Origin of the sequence: Psychromonas sp., from assembly GCF_047632995.1 — a bacterium.
Lineage (GTDB): Bacteria > Pseudomonadota > Gammaproteobacteria > Enterobacterales > Psychromonadaceae > Psychromonas.
Genome location: NZ_JBLIEK010000011.1, coordinates 1 through 12,174, shown reverse-complemented (window position 1 = coordinate 12,174; position 12,174 = coordinate 1). Strand labels below are relative to the sequence as shown.

The window sequence follows — 12,174 nt, the reverse complement described above, 5'->3', positions numbered from 1 at the left end:
AATCCTATGGTGAAAGAGATCATTAAAATGGATTATTTATGGCGCGATAATGTATTACTCAACGGCGATGCAATGCAAAAAAAACTCGGCGAAAAAATGGTTATGACCCCTTTCGCAACGGTTATAAAAAACATTCTTAGCAAGAGAACTTGAGCCAAAAAATTGGGCTGTTTGTCATAATCTAATAATCTGTGTAATACTTATTTGCTAGGGGGTGCCCCTCAATTTTTGTCTATTATCCACGCGCTGACTGGCGCGTTAATTTTGGAGCTCCTCTAAAAAGATGAATGAAAATTACGCCATACTGACGTCCACATTGCCTTGCTATTCAGCTGTTCAAGAGAGTGCTGCAAAGTTGGACGGTGAAACGATTATCAGTTTATTAGAGCTTGCTATTGAAAATTCTGATCCAGAAGCGCTGAAAATGGCTTTTTGGCTAGCAGCATTTAATAAATTAGCAATCCCTCCCGCGCTATTTTGCCAAGGGTTAACATTGCTTGAAGATTTGACTCACATTGCCCCATTAGTTGAGTATCAGCCCATTAACTTAGTACCTCACCTTCTGCAAACTGCAAATGACGGTAAATGTTCGCTTTCAGCAAGAGTGTGGGCCAGCTGCATAGCGGCAACATTTATTATTGATCAGCAGCAGGAAACAGCCGTACTGAGTAAAATCCTGCAAAAACTCAAATTAATCTGCCACCATTCTTTATGGCAGTATCATTTAGATAGCGCGCTGTGCGCGATTGAACACCCTGAAGATAATGAAGTGCTCAAATTCATATTTCGAATGCCTTTATCTGAACTCCTGCCTGCATCACCACCACACAAAATCATTGGCGGTAGCTACACTATGCGCCGCGCCGTTGAAAAGCAGGGGAGAAATGAACCATGTCACTGTGGCAGTGGAAAAAAATATAAAAAATGTTGCAGGGAAAAAGATCAAGCGTTACAAAGTGACGCCTCAGCTTATCAAGGAATTACCCAGACTGAACTAAAAAAGAGCCCAGGTTTAGTTAATAAAGCGGAAGTAATATACGACTTAAAGCTAAATGAAATTAAGGTACTTAAGGCTGACAAATTAGGTGATAAACAGCTATTCCCCGCATTCAGGCAAGCCTGTGAGTTCAATTTATGGTTACTTGCCTATGAGATGTTGCTTGCTTGTGAGCAGCAGATCCCAGACTTTGATACTGGCCATTTTGATGACCTATTAAGGTTTCTCTTAAATGCGGAGGAAACCCAGTTAGCACATAAACTGCAAACCTATTGTTTGAGTAATAATATTGAGATTGATGATCAGCAGACGCTTCTTTTCGATATATTGGAAAATCCGCAACATTATCAAAAATTAGAGCACCTCTGTTTAGAGGCCGTTACTGGCCAGACCGATTGTATCTTAACGCACGAGTTAACTGATTTAGCTTATGATTTTGCAGACCACTTTCCTAGCTTAGCCTTGGTATTTGCTCGGGCTGCAATTGTCAGCCAACCGGAAAATCATTTTGATAACGAAGCGCTGCTTGAAATAATCCAGGGCATTCGCATTGATTTAGATATAGATCCTTGGCTCGATCCCGTTGAACCACTATTACAATGGCAACAAGATAACCAAAGAGAGCATCATCTTGCCAGCGTCAATAACGCAGCAATGGACAAGTTAAGTGAGCAACTAAAATCAACTCGCCTATTACTCAAAGACAAACAATATTCATTACAAGCGCTGGAAAAGGAACTACAGCATAAAGATCACCAACTATTAATCCAAACACCGCAAGTTCAGCCAGTTATCCGTAATGAAGCAACAGACAATAAAGCTGATAGCACTATTTCACGTTTAAGAGATAAAGTAGCAATACTTAAAGGTGAAATAGGCGTCCAACAGGATCAGCGTAAGCAATTAAAAAATGAGTTAAAACAAGAGCGAGAAAACAATCAGGCAACATTAAAACAGGAAAAAACGCCCTTGCAAGCCGAGCCCAACGGCACTGAGAGTGAACTTGAGTTAGCCCCCAGCGGCAAGCTAGTAGTTCCTATTTATAGCGACAACTTTAGCAAATCCTGTTTGCATCTGCCCGAAAATATTGCCAGAAAAGCCTTAATTGCCGCAGGTCGCTTTGCTGGCCACGATCATGAAATATGGCGACAAACTAAAAGAATAAAAAGACTCAGCGATTATTACCGCATTCGTATTAATCGTGATTATCGCTTACTACTTCACTGGCAAGCGGGAAAGGTGCTAACCATGCTTGATATCATCCCTCGTCAAGAACTGGAGAACTGGATCAAGCGACACTAAGTGAATCAAAAAATAAAATTAATAATAATGCCCTAATAACTGTTCAACGCTAAAAGCGCGTTGGGGTTTATTTTACTTCTGCGCACTAAAGTCCCCTTGATTCGATATTTGATCACACCAATATCCAAGATACGCGTAACATATAAATGCTGATACTTAATAAAAGCGAGAAAAAATCGGCTGAATTATAATGCAAAAAAGCGGTTGAAACGTCCAAAAAAAATCACCATAACAGCAACTAAAATCCATATTTATCAACTAAATACCGAGGCTCCCAAGTTTAAATCCAGGAGAGTGTTTTTTTTTAAAACTCCTATACTATCAATTGAAAGGCCTTGCTCTTCTTATAATATCTACAGGGACGGTTCTATGTTTAAACACCTTTGGTCAAGAATATTGTTCGTTGTTGCTGGCGTTGTGCTGCTTACCGTACTGATCATTACATTTCTTGCCCAGAGAAGCTTGGAAAATGCCCTCTTCATAGCGGAAGATCAGCATGCCATTGATGCGATCAGCTTATCCCTTCTAAATCTAGATAATGAAAACCAGAGTCTGATATTTTATAGGGAAGCGACCCTTGCAATGCGAAAATCTGAGTTGAAGAACATTGTCACCCTTGCAATATCCCAGATCAGCAGTAGCTATTTAAAATATCAGCAGGGCGTTATTACCGAAGAGCAGGCGAAACAGCAGGCCAAAGACGCTATCCGGCGGATGAGATATGATGAGGGGGACGGATATGTCTGGATAAATAATCTCGAAACACCTATCCCGCGGCTTATCATGCACCCCATCTTGCCGGATCTTGAAGGGGTAATCCTTGACGATCCTAAATATTTCACCGCATTAGGCATACAGAAAAATCTCTTTGTCGCCATGGCCGATATATGTCAGAAGGAGGGAGAGGGTTATGTAGATTATCTCTGGCCAAAGCCGACACAAATCGGGATATCCATCGACCAGCCGAAAATTTCCTATGTGCAGCTTTTTAAGGAGTGGGGCTGGGTTGTCGGTAGCGGGGTCTATGTTGATGATATTGAAACGGAGGTAGATCGCAGACTTACTGCCATCATGCAGGAGCTGGAAAAGAGTTTCTCGCAGATAAGAATCGCCAAAACAGGTTATCTTTTCCTTTTCAACGGCAAAAAAGAGATACTTATCCATCCCAACCTTTCCGGTAAACAGTTTTCCTCCTTGATAAACCCCGACTCAGGTAAACTTATTATTGATGAACTGATCGAAGCGTCAACTCATCCCATGAAACCCTTTGACTATACCTGGGACAAGCCGGAATACGAGAAAGATTACAGGTTTAAAAAAAGAGCTTACATGAACTACTACAAACCCCTTGACTGGTATATAGGATCGTCGGTCTATCTCGAAGAGATCGCCTCTCCCGGGAAAGTGCTGCGGCAAAAAATAATTATCATCTCAATCACAGTGTTGGCGCTTGCCTTTATTCTCTCCATTGCGCTTGCCAGAAATCTGGTGGGCCCACTAAAAAAACTGATCATTGCCGGGGAGAATATCGAAAAAAGAGGACTGAGGGAGCTGAATGATGCGTCTATTCCTGTATGCGGTACAGTGGAAACACAGCAGTTAGGGGTAGTTCTTAACAGGATGATAGGATCGATTAAAAGGGCGAACTGCTATACGGAACAGGCTATGGAAGCACTGCTTGCAGGCAATAAGGAACTCGCCAATAAGAATATTCAACTCGCTGAAGAAGTCGGTGAGCGAATGATCGCCGAGGAAGCACTCAAGAAGGATCGCGACCTTCTGGAAACCAGGGTTGAAGAGCGTACAGCCGAACTTGCAGCCACCAACCTGAAGTGGGAAAGGCTTGCAAGCATTGACCCCTTGACCAGTATCAGCAACCGACGCGACGGCCTCTTACGAGCCAATGCCGAAATATCGAGAGCAACACGAACCGACGCTCCGCTCTCTCTCCTGATGCTCGATATTGACCATTTCAAGAAAGTCAACGATTGCTATGGACATCAGATAGGGGATGAGGTGCTCAAAGCCCTTGCCAAAAAAGTCGTTGGGCTGTTACGCCCTATGGATGTCATGGCACGAATAGGGGGAGAGGAGTTCACAGTGCTCTTGCCCGGCACGGATATTAAGAGTGCCGAGGCGATAGCAGAGCGGATACGCGGCGTTGTTCAGAATATGGTTGTGGATGGGGGACCGAAGGTTGAAGTCAAGATCACTATCAGTATCGGTGTTGTTCAATTCGGAATGGAATGCAATACCATAGATTGCCTGTTTGCAAAGGCTGATAAACATCTCTATATTGCCAAAACCCGTGGCCGAAATCGGGTTTCCATCGGGGAAGACTAGACAGCAAAGACTTTTTGCGTCGGCCGGAAAAGCCTTAATTGCCGCAGGTCGCTTTGCCGGGCACGATCCTGAAATATGGCGACAAACCAAAAGAATAAAAAAACGATCCACTTAAGGAGATCACGGCGGCAGGACAAAACCTTCAGTATAAGCGGACCACTTTTTTAATATCCTAACTGCTCTATACCCAAGCTACCTCAAGATACAGATTCAGAGCTTCGCCCGGATGCTAGAGTAAGCCGCAACATGATGAGAATGGTTATTCCCTTTTCAAGTGTTGCAACGCAGCACTAGCTTTCGGGCGAAACTCCCGAAGGGCAAGACGATAAACGATGATCTTCGTTGTTAGAAGGCTTTGATTTAGAATAACTAGATCATCAGCCTTCTGCCTAGAATTCCATCATTTATCGTCTTGCTGATTCCTGCATCTTGAAGTGGTTTGGGTATATATGCCAGTGGTTAAAGCGTGGCATAACCATTATCAGCAATAAACTTACCGATAAACCGCCCATTAATAAGGCGACCGCATCGGGCGCTGCTAAGCTGGTTTGTTGGATCAAACCGGAAAGAAGCGCTGCGCCGCTCATTTGAATACACCCTAACATGGCACTCGCAGTGCCTGCGCGTTCGCCAAAGGCACTCAGTGCCATGCTGGTTGCGGGTCCGAGTAATAATGCAAAACCAATACATAACAGCATCATAGGTAACATAAAGCTAAATGCGCCAGACAAACCAGCGTTCGGTCCCCATTGCTGAGCCGCGAGCTCCAGTAAAGCAGAAGCTAACAGCGTGGTTAAAGCAATCATGACCGTTGCACGGTTGCCAAATTTTTTGATAACCTTGGGCGCGGCAAAACAGGCAGAAATATTAACCGCCGCATTCAAACCAAACAGGGCACTAAAGCTTAATTCGGAGATCCCTAACTCTCTTATCAACCAAACAGGCGCATAAGAGACGTAAGTTAAAATGGATGCCATGCCGACCATGCAGACAAAAGCATAGAAGATAAAATGGGGCTCCCGAAGAACGGGTTTAAAGCGTTGCCAATGATACAAACGCCCGCTGGTATCGGTATTTTCCGGCCGTGTTTCAGGCAGCCTATATAATACGAACAACAATACAAATATCGCAAACAGGGCCATAAATACAAAAGTTGCACGCCAGCCGAACTGCAGCGCAAGTAATCCGCCTAAGGTTGGTGCCAATGCAGGAACCACACAGATAACCCCATTCAGATAACTGTAATAATGCGCGCTTTGCTGGCTATTGAAACTGTCACGCACCGCACTGAAAACCACAATCGAGGTCGCACAGGCGGCAATTCCCTGCAGTACTCGCGCTATTTGTAACCATTCAAACTCCCCTGCCATTGCGGCCAGTAAGCTACCAAAGCAATAAAGTACGATACCGGCAATGGCGATCGGCCGGCGACCAAAACGATCTGCAAGCGGACCAATCAATATTTGCCCGATTCCCATAGCAAATAAAAACAGTATTAAAGTAGACTGCACTTCACTGGATGTAATATTGAATTCAGTAGCCATAACAGGCATGGAAGGTAGATAGATATCAATAGCAAGGGGACTTAAAACCACCATAGCCATCAAGACAGGTAATATACTTTTGCGCATTTTTTCCTCAGTGATTTTCTTTAAATAATACAGCGATAACCAAATTTACTACTCTTTGAATATGCGCTGCAGTTTACGCACCGTAAGATATGAATCATAATGATATAAATTCCAAACCTAATTTCCTTTAAGGAATATCTATGAACATTGATAATCTTACGCGGATTGATCTTAATCTATTAGTCATCTTACAAATATTACTCGAAGAAGAGAGCGTTACCAGAGCCGCCAGTCGTTTGCACCTCAGTCAATCAGCCTTAAGTAAAAGCCTTAACCGACTCCGTGATGCTCTTGGCGATCCGCTTTTTTTACGCAGTGCACATGGTCTAAAGCCCACCTCTCATGCCTTGCAGTTAAAATTGCAGCTGCCCGCTCTGTTGCAGGGATTATATCAAGTGACCCTGCCACCGGGTTTTATCCCCGCAACCAGCCAACGGCAATTCTCTTTTGCTATGGTCGAAAGCGCCTATGATGCATTGTTACCCGCTTATATTGGCCCGCTTCTGAGCCAGGCGCCTAATATATCTTTGGATACTTATGGCTGGACAGAAAAATCGATGCAGGGTTTACTGCAAGGGCAAATTGATTTTGGTCTTACCGCTCGGGATCTTCACCCCACATCTGATTACAGGCTTAATAATCTTCCTGACGGGATCACCCAGACCACCCTATTTACCGATCAGCAGGTCTGTTTAGTACGTAAAAATCATCCCATACTTGCAACACTCCAAAATGCCCCCTGGAATCTAGACACTTATCTGCAGATGTCGCATCTGCAAGTACGCTGCGAAGGTAATGATTGGTGGGCGTTAGATTACCTTTTAGCAGAATCAGGTAAAAATCGCCGCATCATCAGTACCCTGCCCGATTTTTACGGTGCAGCCAGCGTCTGCGCGCACAGCGACCTTGTTTTTACTCTGCCTTCGAGTTTTGTAGCACATGCACAGAAACTCTATCCATTGGTACAGTTGCCTCTACCGATCGAGTTTTCACAGCTCGCTTATGTGCTGTTATGGCACAAACGCAATAACGATGAACCGGGACATAAATGGGTCCGGGAGACCATCAATGCAAGCGTAGCAAAAGCGATGCTGACGCCAGACGGGAAATTGAAGTGAGTAGCGAGCTATATGAACAAAGAAAAGGGGCTGGGCAATTTTTTGCATGCATTTATTAAACAATATTTTCTTTTTCCAAGTAATTGCCTACCCTTGTGCTTAAATCGGTAAAAAATTAGTGGTGAAGAAGTCGACACTATATTTTGGGATTACTGGAAAAAGGCTTAGTCACCCAAAAATCAAACCGCCATTTTAGTTGGCAAGGTCAACCCGCCTAATAAAAAAGACTGCACTATGGGCTGAAAATTTTCAGCTTATGATTAATCCAGTGCCCGCTTCAAGCCTGCAATGTATTCAGGATACTGCGAAATATCGTTATGACTGGCTCCGCGGACTAGGGTTGAATCGATTAGTTGATCGGTAAACTGAGCGATTAACTGTTCGCTTCTGGCGCGGGGAATCACGCCATCGTTTTCCGCAATAAAGATATAGGTTTTCGCGCTGATATTTTTCACCCGCTTTATTGACTGAAACTTATCTTTAATAAGCAGAGAAACCGGAAACATCCAATAGACACTTTTAGCAACATTGACGATGCTGTCATAGGGAGTCACCAGTATCAGTTTTTCCACCTGTCGATTAGCCGCAACATAGGTGGCAACGCCGGAGCCAAGACTCCAGCCCATTAAAGAGATCTGCTGATGGTTAACTTTTACCCGATCAAAAATATGCAGCGCATCCTGATAGAGATGCGCTTCACTGGGATCGCCCGTACTGTTACCATAACCCCGATAGGGAATTAAATACACGCTATAATCCGGCAATACCGCCTCAAAAAAAGCAATATTGTTTTCGATACTTTCGGCATTACCACCATAATAGATTAACGCCTTAGCACGCCCCTCATTAACCACCCAACCGTTCAACTGCTCGCCGTCAGTATTAAACTGAATTTCAGTCACACCGCTCACTGCAGTAGCCGGTTGCGGAAAATATAAAAACTTACGCTGCGTAATAAACAGAATGAGGCACAAGCCGATATAGAACAACACTATTTTAACCATGGTATTTTTCATCCGTTTCCTACTCTCCTAAGTCATACGCTTATAATAGACAAAACAATAGATGCCGATGTTAATTACCACGACAAAAATGCCAAGTATAATCTGCATATTAAGGGTTAAACCGACCGGATAAATAACCGGAATTAAATAGTGACTGACAAATCCCTCCGTATAGCCCTGCGTCCCGGCAATACTCCTCAACTGATTTTCCAGCGGGGTTAATGGACAGATCCAGCCCTTAAAACTGATTAACGCTGCCCAGACTACGGCGGGGAGATGGACACAAAAAAGAGAGGCGCGCCATATCAGCAACAGCCCGCCCAAGAGCGCAAAAATAATAAACAATAAATGCACTATCACCAGTAAATCTGCCAGTATTAGGTAAATCATTCTCTTATCCGTTCCATAGCTGACACTAAGATTGGGAGCAAACGCCAGCTTTATACAACTATGGTTGAGGGATGCAAGCCATGCCAATTAATACACCTTATCAGGGCACTTAACATTAACGCTTTTTCTCGTCTATCAAGCTAACCGTTAGTTGTTGCCTTTTTAATAAAGGCCGCCAGTGTATCCATTGCCCGCTGTAAATGAGCTTGCTGGGTAAAACCACTTTTTACTCTCGGTTTAAGTGAGTGGTCACCATCTTCAAGCCATAACCATTGAATATCATCCGGCAGGTCATAACTCTCAGTTTCCTCTTTAGTCCCCATGGCATCTCGCTCTCCTTGAATAATTAAGAGGCTCTGCTCAATCAATGGAAAATGTTCCGTACGCAACTTTTCAGGCTTACCGGTGGGATGAAACGGGAAGCCTAAGCAGGCAACGCCTTTAATAAGACTATTATCTGCAAGCGCTTTTTCACTGGATAACTGCGCAGCCACTAAACTTGCGATACGTCCTCCCATTGATTTACCGCCAATCACCATAGGTTGCTCTATGCCGGCAATCAGCGCCGCATATTGCCCGATTAACTTAGGCGCCCGCTCTGGTGGACGGCGTGTGCCGTTATCAATTCGTTGCTGCATATAGGGGAAATTAAAACGCGCCACGCAAACCCCGCGTAAAGCCAGCCCTTGGGCAATATTTTCCATAAAATCGGAATCAGCGCCCGCGCCGGCGCCATGTGCAAAAACAAATAAAGGGCCGTCAACGGGACCGTTGTAGGTAAGTTTCATTATTGCTCCTGGTTAAGTCGGGTTCGGTTTTTATATAATAGAAAAGGTAATACTGATAATGCGTTAGCCGCGCGTCCCTCGTCAAGCGTGGATCCTTTGCCGTTAACACTTTGAGCTTGTGATTTAGCTAAAGTCATCGAGCAGGCAGGAAAATCGCTCACCCATTGGATCTCCCGCTTTAGGGCTATAATAGGCGCCTCAGACCGAAGAAGATGCTATGGTTATAATGATTATTTTGCTAGCGGTCTACGCTAGGTTTTTTGATAGCTGTCTCTTCCCTTAATAACGAACTTTAGCATTGGGATATTTATTTTGCCGAAAAACATCTTAACTTCCTGCTTAATAGTACTGATGATTTTTCTCTTTTCTGCACAACTGCGCGCAGAGCAAATATCTGTCGCCATTAGTTTTTCAATCCCGCCATGGGTAATCAAAGAAACTGAGACGGGATTAGAGCTGGATATACTCAGAGAAGCATTTGCAGTTAAAGGTCATACCATAAAAGCATACTATTTGCCCTTGGCTAGATCTTTTGAGTCATTTGACTCAGGCTTGGTTGATGCTGTAATTAATGTAAAAAAAGGGATGGTCAAAGGTTTCTATTCAGATCGGGTGGTAAGATTTCAAAATTGTGCCATAAGCTTAGCCGACAACAAATTTGTCATTAATGAGATTAATGACTTACAAGACAAACGTATCGTTGCTTTTCAACGAGCATCAACAATATTGGGGCTGGAATTCAACGCAATGACCCTTAAAAATGCACAATATAAAGAACTATCCAATCAGTCGCAGCAGATAAAACAGCTATTCAAAAAACGGGTTGATGTGGTTATTTCAGAAAGAAATATATTCAAGTATTTTCATAAGCAGTTACTGCAGCCCTGGAATAGCGAAACAGTCTTCGTTATTAACAAAACGGAGCTGGAACAGAAGGTTAAGTATCACTGTATATTCCCCCCCACCGCTTACCATTATGCATTTACTTCAGAAAAAATTCGTGATGATTTTAATTATGGCTTAAAAACCATACAGGAAAACGGCCTGTACAATAAAATATTCAATGACTATGAGGAGACAATAGAGATGGTTCCAAACAGCATCCTTTCCCCGCAAAATACCAAGCAAGCCCTCGACTGACTTCTACTCTATTATCTATAAATAGCTCAATATTCATTAATGGCGGCTTCCATATCAACCGCGGATGCTAAGCACTTAATGTTGGATCTAATACAACTCACTCGCAAATTCTTTTTCAACAATTGAAGCGGGGATGGCATAACCAAAGACTTCAGAACCAATCGTTTCGCCAGCGCGATACACGGCCGTATTAATACCAACCACTTCGCCATCAGGCGTAATTAATGGGCCGCCACTATTACCGGGAAGTATCTGAGTATCAGTCACAATATTCCCTCTTTCCTGGCCCATTATAACGCCCTTGGATACATAATCTTTAAAACCCAGAGGACTACCAATGGCATAAACATCCATCCCTTGAGTGGAATGGTTGCTGTTTTTAAGAAATGGGGTTTTATAGTTACCGGTCAATTGTAGTAACGCCAAATCAAACTTCGGGCTTAGCTTAACCAGGCTGGCCTGCAATTCTGTATTATCTTTGAGAATAATTTTAAATGTATTGGTTGTTCTAGACTGCCTAATTTTCCTTTTTTGTTTTGAAAATGTGTCTTTGGCTTTTCTATAGTCAGCAGTGATTTTATTCTGCTTTTTTTTCTGATTATTGTGGCGTTTTAAATAATAATTATAGGTTTCCTGCATATCCGCTTTATCATTCTCAGCCGCGAGAACAATACGTTTTTTATAATCAGCCAGCTCATTTTCATACTTTTGCATCTCTAATTCTTTTTGCTGTAAATATTCTTTCGCTTCTTTTATTTTCTGCTCTCCCACCTTGATTTTTTGTTGTTCTGACTTCCAGTACTTGGTTGCAGTTATACGCACAACATGTTTGTTAGTAATAATATGTCCCTGCTCACTAACAAAAAATCCAGAGCCAGATCCTGTGGGGGTTTTAATTTTTACCACGGCAAGGGTCGCTTTTTCGATATCATTATTCGGCTGAATTAAATCGGTCAAATAGGTCTGCAGATCGTTACCTGTTTTCTTATTGATTGGTTCAGAAGTTGTTTGGGTATTATCAACGTCCAGCAGCACTGCATTTCTATCTTCGCTGGGGATCTTGTCTGTAAAATGCCATTTCCCTTCCTCATCTTGGTAGCTATATACCTCAGCATGACTGCTTGCAATAGATAAAGAAATAACCATTATTAAGATTGATACAATATGTTGGGACATTTAAATTATTCTCAAATTCATTAACAATTAAAAAGTATATTAATTTTTATAAGATTCTAACCAATATGAAATGATATTACCCGTTCTAAGCCCAAAATAATAAAAAAATAATAAACAAATAATAATGACTATTTCAATGAAAAATTAGGGTACAACCAAACCTTTCTTATTGTGGACTAAAGCCTGAGAGATCCCCACAGCATTATTCATAAAAACTTTCCTCAATAAGCGCTGAAAATGCGCTTATTAATAATTCCTCAGAAACATCATATTCTTTATGATGTA

At 42.6% G+C, this 12,174-nt stretch carries 10 protein-coding genes; 4 read left to right on the top strand and 6 right to left on the bottom strand.

All coding sequences use genetic code 11. The features are described 5' to 3' along the window. The first annotated feature begins 283 nt into the window (after positions 1 to 283). Both ACJAT7_RS03615 and ACJAT7_RS03610 read left to right on the top strand, forming a co-directional pair. On the top strand, positions 284 to 2,299 hold the full coding sequence (locus ACJAT7_RS03615; protein ID WP_415225433.1) for an SEC-C metal-binding domain-containing protein: 2,016 nt from the start codon (positions 284 to 286) through the stop codon (positions 2,297 to 2,299). 369 nt (positions 2,300 to 2,668) lie between these two features. Further along, positions 2,669 to 4,642 carry a cache domain-containing protein gene (locus tag ACJAT7_RS03610; protein ID WP_415225432.1) on the top strand — a complete coding sequence of 658 codons (1,974 nt, stop codon included), beginning with the start codon at positions 2,669 to 2,671 and terminating at the stop codon, positions 4,640 to 4,642. A 404-nt stretch (positions 4,643 to 5,046) separates the two neighbouring features. Here the strand turns inward: ACJAT7_RS03610 and ACJAT7_RS03605 are convergent, their stop codons facing one another. Next, positions 5,047 to 6,273 (bottom strand): multidrug effflux MFS transporter, encoded by a 1,227-nt coding sequence (locus tag ACJAT7_RS03605; RefSeq protein ID WP_415225431.1) that lies wholly within the window; start codon positions 6,271 to 6,273, stop codon positions 5,047 to 5,049. A gap of 140 nt (positions 6,274 to 6,413) precedes the next feature. Here ACJAT7_RS03605 and ACJAT7_RS03600 point away from each other — a divergent pair, with 140 nt between their 5' ends. Further along, positions 6,414 to 7,391 carry a LysR substrate-binding domain-containing protein gene (locus tag ACJAT7_RS03600; RefSeq protein ID WP_415225430.1) on the top strand — a complete coding sequence of 326 codons (978 nt, stop codon included), beginning with the start codon at positions 6,414 to 6,416 and terminating at the stop codon, positions 7,389 to 7,391. A gap of 260 nt (positions 7,392 to 7,651) precedes the next feature. On the opposite strand, the gene ACJAT7_RS03595 is transcribed toward ACJAT7_RS03600, so the two are convergent. From ACJAT7_RS03595 to ACJAT7_RS03580, 4 genes are all read right to left on the bottom strand, one after another. Next, on the bottom strand, positions 7,652 to 8,407 hold the full coding sequence (locus ACJAT7_RS03595; RefSeq protein ID WP_415225429.1) for an alpha/beta hydrolase: 756 nt from the start codon (positions 8,405 to 8,407) through the stop codon (positions 7,652 to 7,654). A 15-nt stretch (positions 8,408 to 8,422) separates the two neighbouring features. After that, entirely contained in the window at positions 8,423 to 8,785 is a 363-nt protein-coding gene (locus ACJAT7_RS03590) for a DUF2784 domain-containing protein (RefSeq protein WP_415225428.1), read from the bottom strand. A 140-nt stretch (positions 8,786 to 8,925) separates the two neighbouring features. After that, positions 8,926 to 9,573 (bottom strand): alpha/beta family hydrolase, encoded by a 648-nt coding sequence (locus ACJAT7_RS03585; RefSeq protein ID WP_415225427.1) that lies wholly within the window; start codon positions 9,571 to 9,573, stop codon positions 8,926 to 8,928. Continuing rightward, entirely contained in the window at positions 9,573 to 9,734 is a 162-nt protein-coding gene (locus ACJAT7_RS03580) for a hypothetical protein (protein ID WP_415225426.1), read from the bottom strand. Before ACJAT7_RS03580 ends, ACJAT7_RS03585 begins: the two co-directional genes overlap by 1 nt. 151 nt (positions 9,735 to 9,885) lie before the next feature. Here ACJAT7_RS03580 and ACJAT7_RS03575 point away from each other — a divergent pair, with 151 nt between their 5' ends. After that, positions 9,886 to 10,713 carry a substrate-binding periplasmic protein gene (locus tag ACJAT7_RS03575; protein ID WP_415225425.1) on the top strand — a complete coding sequence of 276 codons (828 nt, stop codon included), beginning with the start codon at positions 9,886 to 9,888 and terminating at the stop codon, positions 10,711 to 10,713. A gap of 87 nt (positions 10,714 to 10,800) precedes the next feature. Here ACJAT7_RS03575 and ACJAT7_RS03570 read toward each other — a convergent pair whose 3' ends face one another. Beyond that, on the bottom strand, positions 10,801 to 11,889 hold the full coding sequence (locus ACJAT7_RS03570) for a trypsin-like peptidase domain-containing protein (RefSeq protein WP_415225424.1): 1,089 nt from the start codon (positions 11,887 to 11,889) through the stop codon (positions 10,801 to 10,803). Positions 11,890 to 12,174: the final 285 nt, after the last annotated feature.

Coding starts and splice junctions, on each gene's coding strand:
- ACJAT7_RS03615 (WP_415225433.1), top strand. CDS start 284: ATGAATGAAAATTACGCCATACTGACGTCCACATTGCCTTGCTATTCA.
- ACJAT7_RS03610 (WP_415225432.1), top strand. CDS start 2,669: ATGTTTAAACACCTTTGGTCAAGAATATTGTTCGTTGTTGCTGGCGTT.
- ACJAT7_RS03605 (WP_415225431.1), bottom strand. CDS start 6,273: ATGCGCAAAAGTATATTACCTGTCTTGATGGCTATGGTGGTTTTAAGT.
- ACJAT7_RS03600 (WP_415225430.1), top strand. CDS start 6,414: ATGAACATTGATAATCTTACGCGGATTGATCTTAATCTATTAGTCATC.
- ACJAT7_RS03595 (WP_415225429.1), bottom strand. CDS start 8,407: ATGAAAAATACCATGGTTAAAATAGTGTTGTTCTATATCGGCTTGTGC.
- ACJAT7_RS03590 (WP_415225428.1), bottom strand. CDS start 8,785: ATGATTTACCTAATACTGGCAGATTTACTGGTGATAGTGCATTTATTG.
- ACJAT7_RS03585 (WP_415225427.1), bottom strand. CDS start 9,573: ATGAAACTTACCTACAACGGTCCCGTTGACGGCCCTTTATTTGTTTTT.
- ACJAT7_RS03570 (WP_415225424.1), bottom strand. CDS start 11,889: ATGTCCCAACATATTGTATCAATCTTAATAATGGTTATTTCTTTATCT.